General features: G+C 59.9%; 12 protein-coding genes. 6 read left to right on the top strand and 6 right to left on the bottom strand.

Translation table 11 applies throughout. The features are described 5' to 3' along the window. Window positions 1-259: 259 nt before the first annotated feature. Together smc and ICA16_RS21960 are read right to left on the bottom strand one after the other, a co-directional pair. Complete coding sequence (smc, locus tag ICA16_RS21965; protein WP_210701557.1) at window positions 260-3,748, bottom strand: chromosome segregation protein SMC; 3,489 nt, start codon at window positions 3,746-3,748, stop codon at window positions 260-262. Window positions 3,749-3,750: 2 nt separating this feature from the next. Next, window positions 3,751-4,410, bottom strand: a complete 660-nt coding sequence (locus ICA16_RS21960; protein WP_042558520.1) for a GntR family transcriptional regulator — start codon at window positions 4,408-4,410, stop codon at window positions 3,751-3,753. Window positions 4,411-4,677: 267 nt separating this feature from the next. Between ICA16_RS21960 and xdhA the strand changes: the two genes are divergently transcribed. From xdhA to guaD, 4 genes are all read left to right on the top strand, one after another. Then, on the top strand, window positions 4,678-6,132 hold the full coding sequence (gene xdhA, locus ICA16_RS21955) for a xanthine dehydrogenase small subunit (RefSeq protein ID WP_210701555.1): 1,455 nt from the start codon (window positions 4,678-4,680) through the stop codon (window positions 6,130-6,132). Beyond that, window positions 6,125-8,524, top strand: a complete 2,400-nt coding sequence (xdhB, locus tag ICA16_RS21950; protein WP_150616732.1) for a xanthine dehydrogenase molybdopterin binding subunit — start codon at window positions 6,125-6,127, stop codon at window positions 8,522-8,524. The genes xdhA and xdhB overlap by 8 nt, the downstream gene beginning before the upstream one ends. A 142-nt stretch (window positions 8,525-8,666) precedes the next feature. Next, entirely contained in the window at window positions 8,667-9,524 is an 858-nt protein-coding gene (gene xdhC / locus ICA16_RS21945) for a xanthine dehydrogenase accessory protein XdhC (RefSeq protein WP_150601355.1), read from the top strand. Between the two features lie 13 nt (window positions 9,525-9,537). After that, complete coding sequence (gene guaD / locus ICA16_RS21940; protein WP_150601354.1) at window positions 9,538-10,842, top strand: guanine deaminase; 1,305 nt, start codon at window positions 9,538-9,540, stop codon at window positions 10,840-10,842. Between the two features lie 184 nt (window positions 10,843-11,026). On the opposite strand, the gene ICA16_RS21935 is transcribed toward guaD, so the two are convergent. Then, window positions 11,027-11,791 carry a GntR family transcriptional regulator gene (locus ICA16_RS21935; protein ID WP_042558515.1) on the bottom strand — a complete coding sequence of 255 codons (765 nt, stop codon included), beginning with the start codon at window positions 11,789-11,791 and terminating at the stop codon, window positions 11,027-11,029. A 341-nt stretch (window positions 11,792-12,132) separates the two neighbouring features. Between ICA16_RS21935 and ICA16_RS21930 the strand changes: the two genes are divergently transcribed. Next, the gene (locus ICA16_RS21930; protein WP_210701554.1) at window positions 12,133-13,323 is read left to right on the top strand and encodes a benzoate/H(+) symporter BenE family transporter; all 1,191 of its coding nucleotides are present in this window, start codon (window positions 12,133-12,135) and stop codon (window positions 13,321-13,323) included. A 130-nt stretch (window positions 13,324-13,453) separates the two neighbouring features. Here ICA16_RS21930 and ICA16_RS21925 read toward each other — a convergent pair whose 3' ends face one another. Then, complete coding sequence (locus tag ICA16_RS21925; protein ID WP_150601352.1) at window positions 13,454-13,798, bottom strand: YggL family protein; 345 nt, start codon at window positions 13,796-13,798, stop codon at window positions 13,454-13,456. Window positions 13,799-14,032: 234 nt separating this feature from the next. On the opposite strand from ICA16_RS21925, the gene dacB reads away from it, so the two are divergent. Beyond that, window positions 14,033-15,493, top strand: a complete 1,461-nt coding sequence (dacB, locus tag ICA16_RS21920) for a D-alanyl-D-alanine carboxypeptidase/D-alanyl-D-alanine endopeptidase (protein ID WP_210701552.1) — start codon at window positions 14,033-14,035, stop codon at window positions 15,491-15,493. 92 nt (window positions 15,494-15,585) lie between these two features. On the opposite strand, the gene ICA16_RS21915 is transcribed toward dacB, so the two are convergent. Both ICA16_RS21915 and rlmKL read right to left on the bottom strand, forming a co-directional pair. Beyond that, complete coding sequence (locus ICA16_RS21915; protein ID WP_210701550.1) at window positions 15,586-17,970, bottom strand: sensor domain-containing diguanylate cyclase; 2,385 nt, start codon at window positions 17,968-17,970, stop codon at window positions 15,586-15,588. Window positions 17,971-18,117: 147 nt separating this feature from the next. Continuing rightward, window positions 18,118-20,388 carry a bifunctional 23S rRNA (guanine(2069)-N(7))-methyltransferase RlmK/23S rRNA (guanine(2445)-N(2))-methyltransferase RlmL gene (gene rlmKL, locus ICA16_RS21910; RefSeq protein ID WP_150616736.1) on the bottom strand — a complete coding sequence of 757 codons (2,271 nt, stop codon included), beginning with the start codon at window positions 20,386-20,388 and terminating at the stop codon, window positions 18,118-18,120. Window positions 20,389-20,672 lie beyond the last annotated feature (284 nt).

Below are 20,672 nucleotides of genomic sequence, written 5' to 3'. Positions count from 1 at the left end.
GTAATCCCGTGCCTCTATAAAAAATGCTGAAAAATAAGGGGTTTACACTGTGCAAACCGCTTTAAAACGTGGCGCCAACTCTATGTTCTGACAGGCGTTTTGCCCACGTATACGAAAAATTGACATTAAACTAGCACGACCATAGACAACTTTACACCGTCTGTCTCATCGGCTTGCGCGAATATGTCGATTGGCCAGCAAGTCGAGCCCGGTAAAAAAGTCCTACAACCCCCTAATACCTTTCCCACAAGATGCCGAATCAGGCATCCACCATCGCCATTGCCTCCTCGACATCCACCGCGACCAGTCGCGAACAACCCGGTTCATGCATCGTTACGCCCATCAACTGTTCGGCCATTTCCATGGCGATCTTGTTGTGAGTGATATAGATGAACTGCACGGTCTGCGACATCTCTTTGACCAAGCGCGCGTAGCGTCCAACGTTAGCGTCATCCAGCGGCGCGTCAACCTCATCGAGCATGCAGAACGGCGCCGGGTTCAACTTGAAGATCGCAAAAACCAGTGCCAGCGCGGTCAGGGCTTTTTCCCCGCCGGAGAGCAAATGGATGGTGCTGTTCTTCTTCCCTGGCGGCTGCGCCATGATCGTCACCCCTGTATCGAGTAGATCTTCGCCCGTCAGTTCCAAATACGCGCGTCCACCACCGAAAACTTTTGGGAAAAGCGCCTGTAATCCGCCATTGATCTGATCAAAGGTATCCTTGAAACGGTTACGGGTTTCCTTGTCGATCTTGCGGATAACGTTTTCCAGGGTTTCCAGCGCTTCGACCAGATCGGCGTCCTGCGCATCCAGATAACGTTTACGCTCGGATTGTTGCGTGTATTCGTCGATGGCCGCGAGGTTGATCGCGCCCAGACGCTGAATCCGCGCGTTGATCCGTTCGAGTTCTTCTTCGGCTTCGCGTTCACTGGCTTGCGCCGTCAATGTGGCGAGCACGCCGTTGAGATCGTAGCCGTCTTCGAGCAGTTGATCCTGCAGGGCCTTGCGGCGCACGGTCAGGGCCTGCCACTCCATGCGTTGCTGTTCGAGCTGGCCACGGATCAGTTGCGATTGCTGCTCGGCTTGCGTGCGGCGCTTTTCTGCGTCGCGCAGTTCGCGGTCGGCATCTTCGAGCGCGATCTGCGCAGTCTTGAGTTCTTCATCGACGGTCATGCGCTTGTCGAGCAACTCTTCGAGTTTCAGGCGCAGCTCTTCCAGCGGTGCTTCACCCTCCTCCAGATTCAGACTCAGCTGTTCACGCTTTTCGGTCAGACGCTCGGACTGCATTTCCAGACGTTCCAACGCCTGGCGCGTGGAGTCGTGCTGCGCGCGCAGCGAGCCCAGGCGCACGGCCAATTGGTGCGCGTGATCCTTGTGCTGCCGCGCTTCCTGACGCACGCGATCGAGGCGTTCGCGCAGGCTGTCGCGCTGGGCCAGCAGCAACTCGCGCTGCTCGGTGTCCAGCGCCATCGCATCGAGGGCTTCCTGCAAGTGCATACGCGCTTCGCCGATGTGTTCATGCTCCAGCGCACGTTGTTCGCCGAGTTCGACCAGTTCTTCATCCAGACGAGTACGACGCAATGTCAGCTGCTCGGCCTTGGCTTTACCGGCGGACAATTGCGCTTTCAGTTCACCCTGCTGGCGCGCTTCGTCTTGCAGCAAACGCCGCAGATGTTCACGACCGTTTTCCTGCTGACGCTGCTGCGCGCGCAGGGTTTGCAAACGGTTCTCCATGGCTTCGACCGTGGCTTCGCGCTCTTCGCGCTCAAGGTGCAGCGCTTCGATTTCCTGGCCACGGGCGAGCATGCCGCTTTCGGCTTCGCTGGCCCGTCGCACGCGCAGAAAGTGCCGGCCGACCCAATAGCCGTCGCGGCTGATCAGACTTTGCCCGGCGCTCAACTGGCCGCGCAGGGCCAATGCCTGCTCCAGACTGTCGACCGGTTTGACCTGACCGAGCCACGGCGACAGATCGATCTGCGCCTCGACTTTGTCCAGCAGACTGCCCGCCACACGAACACCGTCGGTGCCAGGGCTGAGCAGGCGCAAATCGCCCTGAGTAAAACCGGACAGATCGAAACCGCTGAAATCATCGACCAGCACCGCTTGCAGATCGGCGCCGAGCACGGTTTCTACCGCCAGCTCCCAACCGGCCTCGACCTTCAGGCCTTCGGCCAGACGCGGGCGCTCGGCGAGGTTGTGTTCCTTCAGCCATTCGGCGGTGCCGGTACCCGGATCGAGCGCGGCTTGCTGCAAGGCTTCAAGGGAGGCAAGGCGACCATTGAGACGCTGCAAATCGCCCTGCGCCTGTTGCTGCGCGGTCAGTGCTTGCTGCAATTCCTGACGCAGTTGCTCAAGCTTTTCGACCTGGGCTTCTTCGCTGGTCTGTAAATCTTCAAGGGTCGCTTCGGACTCGGCGAGTTGCTCGTTGAGTTCCATGATCGCCGCGTCTTCGGGGTCCGCCGAGAGCAACGCGCGCTCTTCGCCGAGGCGCTTTTGGCGATCGGCCAGGCGCTCCATGCTGGTTTCGAGCTGCTGAATGCGCGACTGCTGCACTTCGGCCTGACGCCGCGGTTCGGCAGCAGTGAGGTTGAAGGTGTCCCACTGCTCCTGCCAGCCGTGCATGACGCTTTCCGAGTCTTCGAGTGCAGCGGCGGCTTCTTCGGCGGCAGCGCTGGTGATTTCCTGCTCGGGGGTGAGCATGTCCAGCTCTTCGCCGAGGGTCAGCAGCAACGTGCGGTCGTGGCCAAGATGCGACTCGGTTTCCAGTCGTGCGCGCTCGGCTTCTTTCAAGTCGTCCTGCAACTGACGCAAACGTTGCTGGCCGTGCTGAATGCTCTGCTCGACCCGGGCGATGTCGCCACCGACCGAATAGAAGCGGCCCTGCACCAGATTGAAGCGCTCGGAAAGGTCGTGATGCCCGTCGCGCAAGCGTTCAATCGCCGCATCGGCGTTACGTTGCTCGGCGACCAGCGCTTCGAAACTGATTTCCTGGGTACCGATGATCGACTCGCGCTGGCCAACCTGTTCGTTCAGATCCTGCCAGCGCAGGGCCGACAGTTGCGCCTTGAGCTGACGCTCCTCGGCTTTGAATTCCTGATACTTCTTGGCGGACTCGGCCTGACGGTGCAAGCGTTCGAGCTGACGTTCGAGCTCATCGCGCAGGTCGGTCAGACGGGCGAGGTTTTCGTGGGTGCGGCGGATGCGGTTTTCGGTCTCGCGCCGGCGCTCCTTGTACTTGGAGATCCCCGCCGCTTCTTCGATGAAGTTACGCAGGTCTTCAGGCTTGGACTCGATCAGCTTGGAGATCATCCCCTGCTCGATAATCGAGTAGCTGCGCGGGCCCAGACCGGTGCCGAGGAAAATATCGGTGATGTCACGACGACGGCATTTGGTGCCGTTGAGGTAATAAGTGGTCTGGCTGTCGCGGGTCACTTTGCGGCGAATCGAAATCTCCGCGTAAGCCGCGTATTCGCCCAGCAGCGTGCCGTCAGAGTTGTCGAACACCAGTTCGATACTCGCCTGACTCACCGGCTTGCGGCTGGTCGAACCGTTGAAGATGACGTCGGTCATCGACTCGCCACGCAGGTTTTTCGCCGAACTTTCGCCCATCACCCAGCGTACGGCGTCGATGATGTTCGACTTGCCGCAACCGTTCGGCCCGACGACCGCCGCCATGTTACTGGGGAAGTTCACCGTGGTCGGGTCAACGAAGGATTTGAATCCCGCCAGTTTGATGCACTTGAGCCGCACGCTTAGGCGACCGTCAGGGCAGACACCACCAGATCGCAGCTGCGCTGGGCGTAAGCCGTCAGCACGATGCGGATCTGCGGCAAATCGCGGGCGAGCACGGCAGCCAGCAAGCGCTCGAACAGTTCGAGGAACTCACTCATTTCGGCCTTGCGCTGTTCGAGGGCGAGGAAGTACGCACGGCTCATGGCCGGTTGCAGGTTCTCGACAGTTTCTTGCAGGTACGGGTTGTTGGCGAACGGATAGGCGGCGCGCATGACGTTGAAACTGTCATCGACGAACGTGCGGATGTCCTGACGCTCGTAGCTGGCGGTCAGGCGCTGCTGGATCTGCACGAACGGCGCCATGTCCGACTGGACCTGCCAGCCATTGGCCACCGAGTTGCCGAGCAGGATGTACAACTCGCTCATCAGCGTGCACAGGCTCTGCACCTTGTGCGCCGTCAGCTCGGTGACATGCGCGCCACGGCGCGGCAGGATCGCGATCAGGTGGCGGCGCTCGAGGATCAGCAAGGCTTCGCGGACCGAACCGCGGCTGACGTTGAGCGCCAGCGTGACCTTTTGTTCCTGGATGCGCTCTCCCGGCTTCATTTCGCCACGAATGATGCGTTCGGCGAGGTGGTGAGCGATTTGCTCGGCGAGGCTGTCCGGGGCCTTGAACGTCATGGTGTCCTTCAAATTCTATCGATCTGCACAAGCGGCGCAGTGTAGCGCAAATGCAAGGTCATGGCGGAGTGCCCACTCAGCGGTTTTTGGCACGATTCCCGCAAAAAGGCAGGGGACTCGATGAGGGTCAATACTGAATAGACAGGTTGTTGATCGACGAAATGGATTTTCTTGACCTTTAAGTCAGAAAACCATTGACCGAAAAGTCAGAGCTGCTAAATTCGGCTCAAGTCGCTTAACAACAATAATGAGTCTGCGAGGCCTTCCGTGATCCAGTTTTTACTTAACCAGGAACTCCGTAGCGAGCACGCCCTGGACCCGAATCTGACTGTGCTCAATTATCTGCGTGAACACGTCGGCAAATCCGGCACCAAAGAAGGTTGCGCCAGCGGTGACTGCGGCGCCTGCACCGTCGTGGTCGGCGAGTTGCAGACGGATGACGCTGGCCGCGAACATATTCGCTATCGCAGCCTCAACTCGTGCCTGACGTTCGTTTCGTCCTTGCACGGCAAGCAATTGATCAGCGTTGAAGACCTCAAGCACAAAGGCGAACTGCACAGCGTGCAGAAAGCCATGGTCGAGTGCCACGGTTCGCAGTGCGGTTTCTGCACCCCCGGTTTCGTCATGTCGCTGTTCGCGCTGCAAAAGAACAGCGATGGGCCGGACAGCGCCAAGGCCCACGAAGCGCTGGCCGGCAACCTTTGCCGTTGCACCGGCTACCGGCCGATTCTGGCCGCTGCCGAGCAGTCGTGCTGCGCCAAGCAACCGGATCAGTTCGACGCCCGCGAAGCGGACACCATCGCCCGCCTCAAAGCCATTGCCCCCACCGATATCGGCGAACTCAACAGCGGCGACAAGCGCTGCCTGGTGCCCCTGACCGTCGCCGATCTGGCCGATCTCTACGATGCTTACCCACAAGCACGCCTGCTGGCGGGCGGCACCGACCTGGCGCTGGAAGTCACCCAGTTCCACCGCACGCTGCCGGTGATGATCTACGTCGGCAACGTCGCCGAAATGAAGCGCATCGACAGTTTCGATGACCGCATCGAAATCGGCGCCGCCACCAGCCTCTCCGACTGCTACGAAGCGTTGAACGCAGAGTATCCGGACTTCGGCGAACTGCTGCATCGCTTCGCTTCCCTGCAAATCCGCAACCAGGGCACCCTCGGCGGCAACATCGGCAACGCCTCGCCGATCGGTGACTCGCCGCCCCTGCTGATCGCCCTCGGCGCGCAGATCGTGCTGTGCAAAGGCGAAACCCGGCGCACCCTGAACCTGGAAGACTACTTCATCGATTACCGCGTCACTGCGCGTCAGGAAAGCGAATTCATCGAGAAGATCATCGTCCCGCGTGCCAGCGCCGAGCAGTTGTTCCGCGCCTATAAAGTCTCGAAGCGTCTGGACGACGACATCTCCGCCGTCTGCGCCGCATTCAATTTGCGCATCGAAAACGGTGTGATCAACGATGCCCGCGTCGCCTTCGGCGGCATGGCCGCGATCCCCAAGCGCGCCGCCGCTTGCGAAGCCGCGCTGATCGGCCAACCGTTCAACAATGCCGTGATCGAACGCGCCTGCGCTGCCTTGGCCGAAGACTTCACGCCGCTCTCGGACTTCCGCGCCAGCAAGGAATATCGCCTGCTCAGCGCGCAGAACCTGCTGCGCAAATACTTCATCGAACTGCAAACACCGCACATCGAGACTCGGGTGACCGCTTATGTCTAACCATCACGCCGTAGAGAAGACCCAGGCTGAGCTGGCCGAATTGTTCGCCCAGGACCTGACCACCGGTGTCGGCCGCAGCGTCAAGCACGACAGCGCCGCCAAACATGTGTCCGGTGAAGCGCAGTACATCGATGATCGCCTGGAATTTCCCAATCAGCTGCACCTGTACGCACGCCTGTCGGACCGCGCTCACGCGAAGATCATCAGCATCGATACCAAGCCTTGTTATGCCTTCGAAGGCGTACGCATCGCCATCACCCACGAAGACGTCCCGGGCCTGAAAGACATCGGCCCGCTGATGCCGGGCGACCCGTTGCTGGCCATCGATGATGTGCAGTTTGTCGGGCAACCGGTGCTCGCCGTGGCGGCGAAAGATCTGGAAACCGCACGCAAGGCAGCAATGGCTGCGATCATCGAATACGAAGACCTCGAGCCGGTGCTGGATGTGGTCGAAGCGCTGCGCAAGCGTCACTTCGTCCTCGACAGCCACACCCACCAGCGCGGCGATTCGGTCTCCGCACTGGCGACGGCCGATCATCGCATTCAAGGCACGCTGCACATCGGCGGTCAGGAACACTTCTACCTGGAGACGCAAATCTCCTCGGTGATGCCTACCGAAGACGGCGGCATGATCGTTTACTGCTCGACGCAGAACCCGACCGAAGTGCAGAAACTGGTCGCTGAAGTGCTCGACGTCTCCATGAACAAAATCGTCGTCGACATGCGCCGCATGGGCGGTGGTTTCGGTGGCAAGGAAACTCAGGCGGCAAGCCCCGCGTGCCTGTGCGCAGTGGTTGCGCATCTCACCGGCCAGCCGACCAAAATGCGCCTGCCGCGCGTCGAAGACATGCTGATGACCGGCAAGCGTCACCCGTTCTATGTCGAATACGACGTAGGCTTCGACAGCACCGGGCGCCTGCACGGGATCAACATGGAACTGGCCGGCAACTGCGGCTACTCGCCGGATTTGTCGGCGTCGATTGTCGACCGCGCGATGTTCCATTCGGACAACTCGTATTACCTGGGCGATGCGACCATCAACGGTCACCGCTGCAAGACCAACACCGCCTCGAACACCGCCTACCGTGGTTTCGGCGGGCCGCAAGGGATGGTCGCGATCGAAGAAGTGATGGACGCGATTGCCCGTCACCTGAACCTCGACCCACTCGCGGTGCGCAAGGCCAACTACTACGGCAAGACCGAGCGCAACGTCACCCATTACTACCAGACCGTCGAGCACAACATGCTCGAAGAAATGACCGCGGAGCTGGAAGAAAGCAGCCAATATTACGAGCGCCGCGAAGCGATCCGTCGCTACAACGCCAACAGCCCGATTCTGAAAAAAGGCTTGGCGCTGACCCCGGTGAAATTCGGTATTTCCTTCACCGCGAGTTTCTTGAACCAGGCAGGTGCCTTGATCCACATCTACACCGACGGCAGCATCCACCTGAACCATGGCGGCACAGAAATGGGCCAGGGCCTGAACACCAAAGTCGCGCAGGTCGTGGCCGAAGTGTTCCAGGTCGAAATCGATCGCGTACAGATCACCGCGACCAATACCGACAAGGTGCCAAACACCTCGCCAACCGCTGCTTCCAGCGGCGCTGACCTCAATGGTAAAGCCGCCCAGAATGCCGCCGAGATCATCAAGCAACGCTTGGTTGAGTTCGCCGCACGGCACTTCAAAGTCAGCGAGGAAGACGTCGAATTCCATAACGGCCACGTACGTGTTCGCGACCACATCCTGACCTTTGAAGCGCTGATCCAGCAGGCGTATTTCAATCAGGTGTCGCTGTCGAGCACCGGGTTCTACAAGACCCCGAAAATCTACTACGACCGCAGCCAGGCGCGTGGCCGTCCGTTCTACTACTTCGCCTTCGGCGCGGCGTGCTGCGAAGTGATCGTCGACACCCTGACCGGCGAATACAAGATGCTGCGTACCGACATTCTCCACGACGTCGGCGCCTCGCTGAACCCGTCCATCGACATCGGTCAGGTTGAAGGCGGCTTCGTTCAGGGCATGGGCTGGCTGACCATGGAAGAGCTGGTCTGGAACAACAAGGGCAAGCTGATGACCAACGGCCCGGCCAGTTACAAGATCCCGGCCGTGGCGGACATGCCGCTGGATCTGCGAGTGAAACTGGTAGAAAACCGCAAGAACCCGGAAGACACCGTGTTCCACTCCAAGGCCGTTGGTGAGCCGCCGTTCATGCTCGGCATTGCCGCGTGGTGTGCGATCAAGGATGCGGTGGCGAGTCTCGGCGACTACAAGCATCAGCCGAAGATCGATGCCCCGGCGACCCCGGAGCGGGTGTTGTGGGGCTGTGAGCAGATGCGGCAGCTTAAGGCTGTGAAAGCCGTCGAAGCTGAAACCGAGTTGGCTTCGCTTTAAGACCGAGGCGCGGCCATCGCTGGCAAGCCAGCTCCCACAGGGTTTTGTGGTGTTTAACCGATAGGCGTTACACCGCAAATCCTGTGGGAGCTGGCTTGCCAGCGATGAGGCCCGAACAGACAACAACGATGTCGAGGTGGATATGTACAACTGGATCGACGCCCTCGCCGACCTGCAGAACCAGGGCGAGCCCTGTGTGCTGGTGACGATCATCGAAGAGCTCGGCTCGACGCCACGCAATGCCGGCTCGAAAATGGTCGTCAGCGCCCGCCAGATCTTCGACACCATCGGTGGCGGGCACCTGGAATACAAAGCCATGCAGATCGCCCGTGAGATGCTCGCCAGCGGCAAGCAGGATACTCATCTGGAGCGCTTCAGCCTCGGTGCCAGTCTGGGTCAGTGCTGCGGTGGCGCCACGGTGTTGCTGTTCGAACCGATGGGTCAGGTGCAGGCGCAGATCGCCGTGTTTGGCGCCGGCCATGTCGGTCGCGCCTTGGTGCCGCTGCTCGCCAGCCTGCCCTGCCGGGTGCGCTGGATCGATTCCCGGGAAGAAGAATTCCCCGCGCAGATTCCCCACGGCGTCCGTAAAATCGTCGCCGAAGAGCCTGTGGATGAAATCGATGACCTGCCCGCCGGCAGTTATTGCATCGTCATGACCCACAATCATCAATTGGATCTGGAACTCACCGCCGCCATCCTCAAGCGCAACGATTTCACCTGGTTCGGCCTGATCGGCTCGAAGACCAAACGCGCCAAGTTCGAACACCGTCTGCGTGACCGCGGCTTCGACGCCAGCGTCGTGCAACGCATGCGCTGCCCGATGGGTATCGGCGAAGTCAAAGGCAAGTTGCCTGTGGAAATCGCCATCTCCATCGCCGGCGAAATCATCGCCACCTATAACGCCAATTTCGGCCAGCACACAGCCAGCGCCGAACCGATTGCCAAACTGCTGCCCCTTTCGCGCCGCAGTCCGGCCACCAAACTCAAAGCCTCAAACTGATTAGAGAACCCTCATGCCTCTGACTCGCAAAGCCTACCGCGCCGCCATCCTGCACAGCATTGCCGATCCCGCCGAAGTCGGTATCGAAGCCTCCTATGAATATTTCGAGGACGGCCTGCTGGTGGTCGATGGCGGCAAGATCAGCGCCATCGGCCACGCCAGCGAATTGCTGCCGACGCTGCCGGCAGATATCGAAATCAACCATTATCAAGATGCCCTGATCACTCCGGGCTTTATCGACACCCACATCCACCTGCCACAAACCGGCATGGTCGGCGCCTACGGCGAGCAACTGCTCGACTGGCTCAACACTTACACCTTCCCGTGCGAAAGCCAGTTCGGCGACAAGGCGCACGCCGATGAAGTCGCTGACATTTTCGTCAAGGAACTGCTGCGCAACGGCACCACCACGGCGCTGGTGTTCGGCAGCGTTCATCCGCAGTCGGTGAACTCATTCTTTGAAGCGGCCGAGAAACTCGATCTGCGGATGATCGCCGGCAAAGTGATGATGGACCGCAACGCGCCGGACTACCTCACCGACACCGCCGAATCCAGCTACGTCGAGAGCAAGGCGCTGATCGAGCGCTGGCACGGCAAGGGCCGCCTGCACTATGCGGTCACCCCGCGTTTCGCGCCGACCAGCACCCCGGAGCAACTGACCCTCGCCGGGCAATTGCTGACTGAATATCCGGATCTGTACATGCAGACCCACATCAGCGAGAACCTCAAGGAAATCGAGTGGGTCAAGGAACTGTTCCCGGAGCGCAAGGGCTACCTGGACGTTTACGATCACTACAAGCTGCTCGGCGAGCGCTCGGTATTCGCCCACGGCGTGCACCTGTGCGACGACGAATGTGCGCGGCTGGCGCAAACCGGCTCGGCCGTTTCGTTCTGCCCGACGTCGAACCTCTTCCTGGGCAGCGGCTTGTTCAATCTGCCGATGGCCGAAAAGCACAAGTTGAACGTGGGTCTGGGCACTGACGTTGGCGGCGGCACCAGTTTCTCTTTGCTGCAAACACTGAACGAAGCCTACAAAGTGATGCAGTTGCAGGGCGCGCGTCTGAGTCCGTTCAAGTCGTTGTATCTGGCGACGTTGGGGGGCGCGCGGGCGCTGCGTCTGGAAGACAAGATCGGCAACCTGCAACCGGGCAGCGACGCTGACTTCCTGGTGCTGGATTACAACGCCACGCCGTTGCTGAGCTATCGCTTGAAACAGGCGAATAACATTGCCGAGACGTTGTTTGTGTTGATGACGCTGGGCGATGACCGGACGGTGGCGCAGACTTATGCGGCGGGTGCGCTGGTGCATCAGCGCTAAGTTTTCACAGGCACAAAAAATCCCCCGGTGGTGTTGAGCCCCGGGGGATTTTTTTTGCCTGTCAGAGCGCTATCGCGAGCAGGCTCACTCCTACAGTTGATCTTTGTTGTTCACATATTTTGTGTGCACCGCAGATCCAATGTAGGAGTGAGCCTGCTCGCGATGGAAGCGACTCGGTATCAGCTCAAAGCTTGGCCGCTGGACGTCCCGGCTTTTTGGTCTGCAACAAATGCGAGAACACCGCATGCAGATCATCCGACGCGCCTTCCTCATCGAGATTGAGTTTGCTGTCGATGTGATCCATGTGATGCATCATCAGATCCACCGCCAACTCACCGTTGCGCGCTTCAATGGCGTCGATCAACTGGGTGTGTTCGTCGTAGGAGCAGTGCGAGCGGTTACCGCTTTCATACTGAGCGATGATCAGCGAGGTCTGCGAGACCAGGCTGCGCTGGAAGCTGACCAGCGGCGCGTTCTTCGCCGCTTCCGCCAGTTTCAGGTGGAACTCACCCGACAGACGAATACCGGCGCCGCGATCACCGCGCGAGAAGCTGTCGCGCTCGTCGTTGACCATTTGGCGCAATTCGGCGATCTGTTCGGCGGTGGCGTGCAGCACGGCCAGTTCAGTGATCGCGCGCTCGACCAAGCGGCGGGCCATGAACACCTGACGCGCTTCTTCCACGCTCGGGCTGGCAACGACGGCGCCACGGTTCGGCCGCAACAGCACCACACCTTCATGGGCCAGACGCGACAGCGCGCGGCGAATGATGGTGCGACTGACCCCAAAGATTTCCCCCAGCGCTTCTTCGCTCAACTTGGTGCCGGGCGCCAGACGCTGTTCGAGGATGGCCTCGAAGATGTGCGCGTAGACAATATCGTCCTGGGTCCCGCTGCGGCCGGCTTTGCCTGCTCGCGGTTGTTTCTTGAGGGGTTGCAACTGTTCGTTCATGGGCACTCGAGTCGGGAGAACTGCGGCGAATAGACCGTGACTGTAATACGGCACAGTAGGTCGCTGGCAAGTATCGCGTAAAAAACAGCGCGATTGTACACAATGAATGGTGGCAACACGACTGTACGGCTGTTTGTGACCACCGCTGTATTGCAACGATCCGTTACTTTTAAGTTTAGGCTTCATCACAGAATCCGCCGCCCAAACGCGATCTGCTCATGTAGGAGCTGCCGAAGGCTGCGATCTTTTGATGTTGTTTTTTAGAAGCGAGATCAAAAGATCGCAGCCTTCGGCAGCTCCTACAGGGAAATAATGTCATTGATATAAGGAACACCGCCGTCATGAACGACGCCACGCACACGCAACTACGCCCCTTCGCGGACACATCGCCTTCCGCCATCGTCGCCGGTTTCATTGCGATGATGACCGGTTACACCAGCTCCCTGGTGCTGATGTTCCAGGCCGGGCAAGCGGCGGGCCTGACCAGCGGGCAGATTTCTTCGTGGATCTGGGCGATTTCGATTGGCATGGCGGTGTGCTCGATCGGCCTGTCGCTGCGCTATCGCACGCCGATCACCATTGCCTGGTCGACACCCGGCGCGGCGTTGTTGATCACCAGTCTTGGCGGCGTGAGCTATGGCGAAGCCATCGGCGCCTACATTACCTGCGCGGTGCTGGTGACGATCTGCGGGCTGACCGGTAGTTTCGAACGACTGATGAAGAAGATCCCGGCCTCACTGGCGGCAGCCTTGCTGGCGGGGATTCTGTTCAAGATCGGCAGCGAAATCTTCGTCGCCGCGCAACACCGCACCGGCCTGGTATTGGGCATGTTCTTCACCTATTTATTGGTCAAACGCCTGTCGCCACGCTATGCCGTGCTCGCCGCACTGCTGATCGGCACCGCGCTGTCGGGCTTCATGGGACTGCTGGACTTCAGCGGTTTTCATCTGGAGGTGGCAACGCCGGTGTGGACGACGCCGCACTTTTCGTTGGCGGCCACCATCAGCATCGGCATTCCGCTGTTCGTCGTGGCCATGACTTCGCAGAATATGCCCGGCATTGCCGTGCTGCGCGCCGACGGCTACACCGTCCCGGCCTCGCCGCTGATCACCACTACCGGTATCGCTTCGTTGTTACTGGCGCCGTTCGGTTCACACGGCATCAACCTGGCCGCCATCAGCGCGGCAATCTGCACCGGGCCGCACGCCCATGAAGATCGCAACAAACGCTACACCGCAGCAGTGTGGTGCGGGATTTTCTACGGGATCGCCGGTGTGTTCGGCGCAACTTTGGCCGCGTTGTTTGCCGCACTGCCGAAGGAACTGGTGCTGTCGATTGCCGCGCTGGCGCTGTTTGGCTCGATCATCAATGGCTTGAGCATCGCGATGGCTGAAGTGAAGGAACGCGAAGCGGCGCTGATCACGTTTATGGTGACGGCATCGGGGCTGACGCTGTTTTCCATCGGTTCGGCGTTTTGGGGGATTGTTGCGGGGGTTGTGACGCTGCTGATTTTGAATTGGCGTAAAGCGTAAGATCAAAAGATCGCAGCCTTCGGCAGCTCCTACACGGGCTATGTGTAAATCCTGTAGGAGCTGCCGAAGGCTGCGATCTTTTGATCAACGAAAAAAAACGGCGACCCTCAGGTCGCCGTTTTTTTCAGTATCACTTAGCCGCGTTGATCGGCTTTTCCGGATACCAAACGTCCAGCAGCGGGCTGACGGTTGCTTCAGTCAGTTCGCTACGGGTTTTCAGCCAGGCTTCAACAGCAGCGCGCTGCTCTTCGTTGACCGAGCCACGCTTCTGCAGGCATACCAGACCAAAGTCGTCGCCGCCAACATAACCCAGACCATTGGCTTCCATGGCTTCTTTGATGAAGGCTTCGAGGAAAGCGTCAATGGCTTCTTCGGACAAATCTTCTTTGAAGTCCAGGTTCAGTTCGAAACCCAGCTCTTGAAATTCATCAACGCACAGTTTTTTGCGCAGACGCTGGGAACGGTTAGTCGCCATTGGAACAATCCTCTTAAGTAATAACGGCCGGCACTTTACCAGTTTAAGACGTCATTTGCCCGACTCTCTGGACACTATGGCCGACCGCCTGTAAAAAAATCACTGATTAGCCACCCCGGGGACGGCACAAGCGGTTACACCTTGGGGCATAATGCCGACACTTTCGTGACCACTGAGGACTTTTTCATCCATGTCCTCGTTTTTCTCCCCCTCTTTTGCAGGGTTTTATTTCATATGATCAAATCGTTGCGTCCACTGTTTTTCGCCGGCCTTTTTCTTCCTCTGGCCCTGCCTGTCTCTGCTGCCCCAATCAATACCGCCCTCACCCCCAACGTCGAAAAGGCCCTCAAGGCGAGCAAACTGCAGCCTAACGCCCTTTCGCTGGTGATGGTGCCGCTCGATGGCCCAGGCACAGCCACCGTGTTCAACGCCGATGTGTCGGTCAACCCGGCCTCGACCATGAAACTGGTGACCACCTATGCAGCGCTGGAAATGCTCGGCCCCAACCACCAGTGGAAAACCGAGTTCTACACCGATGGCACCCTGAGCGGCGGCATCCTCAACGGTAACCTCTACCTCAAGGGTGGCGGCGACCCGAAGCTGAACATGGAAAAACTCTGGCTGTTGATGCGCGATCTGCGTGCCAATGGCGTCACACAGATCACTGGCGATCTGGTGCTGGACCGCAATTTCTTCGTGCAGCCACAACTGCCGGAATTCAACGATGACGGCAATGACGAGAACAAACCGTTTCTGGTCAAACCCGACTCGCTGCTGGTCAACCTCAAGGCCCTGCGCTTCGTCGCCCGCAATGACGGTGGCCGAGTGTTGATCTCGGTGGAACCGCCGATCGCCAGCATCCGCATCGAAAACACGGTCAAGGCTCTCCCTTCCAAGCAATGCACTGGCGGCGTGCGCTACAACCCGGTGCCACAACCCGATGGCAGCGTGACCGTGACGGTGGGCGGCCAGTTGGGTGAAGGTTGCAGCTCGCAGACCTACCTGTCGCTGCTCGACCACGCGACTTACACCGCGGGTGCCGTTCGCGCGATCTGGAAGGAGCTGGGTGGCAGCATTCAGGGCCGGGACCGTCTCGCGCCGACCCCGAGCAACGCCAAACTGCTGGCTCGCGCATTCTCGCCGGATCTGGCGGAAATCATCCGCGACATCAACAAATACAGTAACAACACCATGGCTCAGCAGCTGTTCCTGAGCCTGGGTCAGAAATTCCGCAACGACGCCGACGGTGACGATGCCAGGGCAGCGCAGCGCGTGGTCCGTCAGTGGCTGGCGAAAAAAGGCATCACCGCACCGCACCTGGTGATGGAGAACGGTTCCGGCCTGTCCCGTGCCGAACGGGTCAGCGCCCGAGAGATGGCCAACATGCTGCAAGCCGCGTGGCACAGCCCGTATGCCGCCGAATACATCAGCTCACTGCCGATTGCAGGCACCGACGGCACCATGCGCAAACGCCTGAAGACCACCGCCATGCGCGGCGAAGCCCACGTCAAGACCGGCACCCTGAACACCGTGCGCGCGATTGCCGGTTTCAGCCGCGACGTCAACGGCAACACCTGGGCAGTGGTGGCGATCCTCAACGACAAGGCGCCGTTTGGTGCATCGTCGGTGCTGGATCAGGTGCTGCTGGATCTGTATCGCCAGCCGAAGCTGCCGCAGACTGCTTCCGTCCTTTAAAAGCAAAAGATCGCAGCCTTCGGCAGCTCCTACAGGTGAATGCGAAACCCTGTAGGAGCTGCCGAAGGCTGCGATCTTTTCGTTTCACCCAATCAATTCATCTGCCGCTCAACCCGATCCCGCCCGCGCTGCTTCGCCATGTACACCCCTGAATCCGCGCGCAGCAGCAGCGAATCAGCGCCCTCCCCCGGTCGCCAACTGGCGATACCGAAACTGGCGGTCACCACGCCGACCACATCAACCGGCGTACTGCGCAGCCCTTGCCACAATTCCATGGCGAGCATGTGCGCGTGTTCGCCGTCGATGTCCGGGCAGAGCACCATGAATTCCTCACCACCCAAGCGACAGAACACATCCGTGCGGCGCAAGCGATGACCGATGCGCTCGCACACGGCTTGCAGCACGCGGTCGCCTACGGCATGGCCGTACTGGTCGTTGATCCGTTTGAAATGGTCGATGTCGAGCATGATCACCGACAGTTCACCGCCGCCGCGCTCCACCCGGGCCATTTCGGTGGTCAGGCGCTCCTGGAAATAGCGACGGTTGTGGATACCGGTCAACGAATCCGTGATCGACAGCGCCCGCAGTTCCTCCTCCACGCGCTTCAAATCGGAAATGTCCGAGATGTAGCCATGCCACAGCACGCCACCACCCGGCAGCTCCTCCGGCGTCGCCTCGCCGCGCACCCAGCGCAGACCGCGTGCGGGCAACTGCACGCGATATTCCTCGCGCCATGGGCTGAGGTTGTGCGCTGATGCCCGAATCGAGGCGCGCACGCGGATTACATCCTGCGGATAGATACGGGAGAAAATTGCCTCGGCATCGAGCAGCAGCACATCCGGTTCGAGTTCGTAGATCTCGCGGATGCCGTCGCTGGCGTAGATCACACTGAAGCGACCGTCGAATTCCATCTTGAACTGGTAAATGCCGCCGGGCACGTGAGCGCTGAGCTTTTTCAACAGTACATCACGCGCCGCCAGCGCCTCGTGCACACGCTTGCGCTCGGTGATGTCGATACAGATCGCCAGATGCCCGACCCACAGGCCCTGCTCATCAAGCACGGGGGTGGCGAGCATGTTCACCGGCAGATGACTGCCGTCATGGCAGATCAGCGTCCACTCGCGCGCCTCGTGCCCGCCGACTTCGCCGCCCTCGACCAGCATCGCCTGACAGGTCGGAATCGTTTTACCGTAACGCGCACTCAATTCCGCGGCGCGGGCCATCAGTTCGCGCGGAAAATGCAGGTTTTCCAGGGTCATTCGGCCGACCACTTCGTCGCTGCGGTAGCCCAGCATCTGTTCGGCGCCGGGGTTGAACGTGCTGATCACCCCGCGCAGATCGGTGGCGATGATTGCCACCTGCGTTGCGGCATTCAGCACGCCGCGCAACTGCCCGTGAGTGCCGCGCAGTTCCTGTTCGCTGTCGTGCAACTCTTGCGTGCGCTGCTCGACCAGATGCAAGGCACGCTGGCGCTGGCTGACCAGCACATAGAGCAACGCGCTCAGCAGCAGGCTGAGCAATCCACCGAGAACCAGCACACTGCCCACCGACGAGTGGTTGGCCTGCATGAACGCGTCGCTCGGCAGAATATCAACCTGATAGTCGTGATCGGCCATGCGTACCAGCCGCGTCGTGGCCAGCGCACTGGGTGCCGGATCGTTGCTCGATTCGTAGAGCACCTCGTGCTGATCAGGGATCGACAGGTCGAGAATGCGCACCGAAAGGTAGTCATGGAACGCGTCCGGCAAACCGTCTGCCAGCAACTGGCGCATGCTGATCACTGCCATCACATAGCCGAAAGGCTTTTGCTGGCCCTCGCGAATGACTGGCGCCATCAGCAAGACCCCGCGGGCATAGGCTGGCTCGACACTGACCAGATGCATCGGTTGCGAAACGACCAGATTACGCAGCTCATCGGCACGCTGCAGGGCGTCGCGGCGCAGCGGTTGCGCGAGCAAATCGTAGCCCAGCGGCGAGCCCAGACGGCTTTGGGTCTGGCTGTATAACACCGGCACGTATTCATCTCGGGCGCCCGCCAGTTGCAACTCGCCCTGCTCATTAAGTTCGCGAATCGTAAACGTGCTCAGGCCTTCCTCACGCACGCTCTGCTCAAATTCGGCGCGCTCGGCAGCACTGACCCTGAGGGCAAACGAATAGGCCTGGGTACGCAGTAATAAGGGTCGGGTGTAACCATCGAACTCGGTGCGAGACACCGATCGGGAATTGGTGAAGAAGCGGCGCAGGCTGTCGAGGCGTTGCTCCTGGTCCTGAAATCGCTCTTCGATGCGGCTGTAACGCTCATTGGCCAGCAACTGAAAGCGCTGACGCAGTTGTTGCTCAAACTGACTATAAGTGGCCCAGGCAAGCAGCCCCGTGAGTATCCCGCCGGCGAGCAATACCAGCATCGCGACCAGCCAGGCCGAGACGTCTTCGCTGATGAAACCCAGGATCTTCGGACGCACGGGGTGCAACGACATAAGGGCAACTCACTACGTCAGCATTGCGGGGGAAACCCCCATTGGCCATGAGTGAGTTTATAGCTATTAGCCATCAATTTGGCTAGCGTTGATCAGATCCAAGAGCCTTTAAAAATCAAGGCTCTGTGGATCCAATCGTTTGAAGCGTCAACGAGCCGTGATTTTCCAGGCGCGGTGAATCTTGGTGTTACGCGCGAAATCCGGATCAATGGTCTGCGCGCTGATTTCCTCAACCGCGTAACGCTCGGCGAGGTTCTCTTCCAGCTGGAACTTGCGGAAGTTGTTGGAGAAATACAACACGCCGCCCGGCGACAGGCGGGCCATGGCCAGGTCGATCAACTGCACCTGATCACGCTGCACGTCGAAAATGCCTTCCATGCGCTTGGAGTTGGAGAAGGTCGGCGGATCGATGAAGATCAGGTCGTACTCTTCGCGGCAACTTTCCAGCCACGCCATCACGTCGCCCTGCTCCAGACGGTTCTTGTCCGAGAAGCCGTTCAGCGACAGGTTGCGGCGCGCCCAGTCGAGGTAGGTTTTCGACAGGTCGACGCTGGTGGTGCTGCGCGCACCGCCCTTGGCCGCGTGCACACTGGCGGTGGCGGTGTAGCAATACAGATTGAGGAAGCGCTTGCCGGCCGCCTCCTTCTGAATGCGCAGGCGCATCGCCCGGTGATCCAGGAACAGCCCGGTGTCGAGGTAGTCGGTGAGGTTGACCAGCAACTTTACGCCGCCCTCGGTCACTTCATTGAACTTGCCCTGCGCAGCCTGACGTTCGTACTGCTTGGTGCCACTCTGGCGCTCGCGACGTTTGACCACCACGCGACTCTTGTCGATGTTCAGCGCCTGCGGAATCGCTGCCAACGCATCGAACATGCGGATCGAAGCCTTTTGCGGGTCGATCGATTTCGGCGCGGCGTACTCCTGAACGTGCACCCAGTCGTGGTACAGATCGATGGCCATCGCGTATTCCGGCATGTCTGCATCGTAAACGCGGTAGCAATCGATGCCTTCGCGCTTGACCCACTTGCCCAGTGCCTTGAGGTTTTTTTGCAGACGGTTGGCAAACATCTGCCCGCCTTCGCTCAAGCGCGCCTGCTCGACCACCGGCGCCGGTGCAGGCACGGGTTTGATCGGGTTGCCGTTCTTGTTGAATTTGCGCTCTTGTGGCTCGTCCGGCGTCTGGTCGTAAGCCGCTTGCTCACGCTCGACCTGACGCTGTTCCGGGGTGCGACGCTCGCCAGTGACGAACTGATCCGGGGTGACTTTGATCAGCAGCAGCTTGCACGGCAGTGCGCCGTTCCAGAACGAATACTGTTTGTGGCTGCGGATGCCCATGCGCTTGCCCAGATCCGGCGCACCGGTGAACACCGCCGCTTCCCAGTTCAGGCAGGCCTGACGCAGACGCTCGCCGAGGTTCTGGTAGAGATAAAGCAGGCTGGCTTCGTCACCCAGACGCTCGCCGTACGGTGGGTTGCAGATCACCAGACCTTTCTGGTTCTGATCCGGACGCGGCTCGAACGTCGCCACTTCGCCCTGGTAGATCTTGATCCACTCGCTCAGGCCGGCACGTTCAACGTTGTTGCGGCCCGGCTGAATCAGGCGTGGGTCAGCTTCGTAACCACGAATCCACAGCGGCGGCTTGGCCAGACCGGCGGCGGCACGTTCGGTCGCTTCTTCGTGAAGTTTTTTCCACAGCGCCGGCACGTGGCCCAGCCATGCGGTGAAGCCCCACTGCTCACGACGCAGGTTCGGCGCCATATCGGCGGCGATCATCCCCGCTTCGACGAGGAACGTACCAACACCGCACATCGGGTCAGCCAGCGCGCCGCCATCGGCAGCAATGCGCGGCCAGCCGGAACGGATCAGGATTGCTGCTGCGAGGTTTTCCTTCAGCGGCGCTGCACCTTGCTGCAAGCGGTAGCCGCGCTGGTGCAGGCTGTGGCCGGAGAGGTCGAGGGAGAGAATCGCTTCGCCGCGATCCAGGCGCAGGTGAATACGCAGATCCGGATTGAGCTTGTCAATCGACGGACGGTCGCCCTGCGGGGTACGCAGTTTGTCGACGATGGCGTCCTTGACCTTCAAGGCGCCGAAGTGAGTGTTGTCGATGCCCGAGCCGTGGCCGCTGAATTCAACGGCCAGGGTGCCATCGCTGAGCATGTGATCTTGCCACTCGACGTCGAGCACGCCGTGATATAGGTCTTCGGCGTCCTTCATCGGGAAGCGCTTGAGCACCAGCAGCACGCGGTTGGCCAGGCGCGACCACAGGCACAGGCGATAAGCGGTTTCCATGGTCGCCATGCCACGCACGGCGGAAGTGTGCTCGCGGGCTTCTTCAAGGCCAAGCCCGACGGCTTCCTCGATGAGCAGGCCTTCAAGGCCTTTGGGGCAAGTGAGGAAGAGTTCGAATTGGTCGGACATGGTATTTCCAGAGCCTTTGGCTATGTGAACCGGCAACGCATTGCCGATCCGGTTTTCAATCAGGCGCTTTTCTAAAAGAGCGCCCGCGTGGCACGAAGGTGTGCCGTCCCATCCCTGCTGCTCGGGTTAAAAGAGCTTAGATGCAAGGACAGAGAAAAATGTTGAAGCAACAAAATGACTCAAAACAACCCTTCGTCGAATAGTACCCCAGTGTAAACGTGGGTCATTCTCACTAAAGGATTAACCCCATCATGCAGCGCGGTGCCGATCATACCGGGGTTTGC

Source organism: Pseudomonas anatoliensis, from assembly GCF_017976235.1.
Lineage (GTDB): Bacteria > Pseudomonadota > Gammaproteobacteria > Pseudomonadales > Pseudomonadaceae > Aquipseudomonas > Aquipseudomonas anatoliensis.
This window is presented reverse-complemented; position numbering and strand designations above follow the sequence as displayed.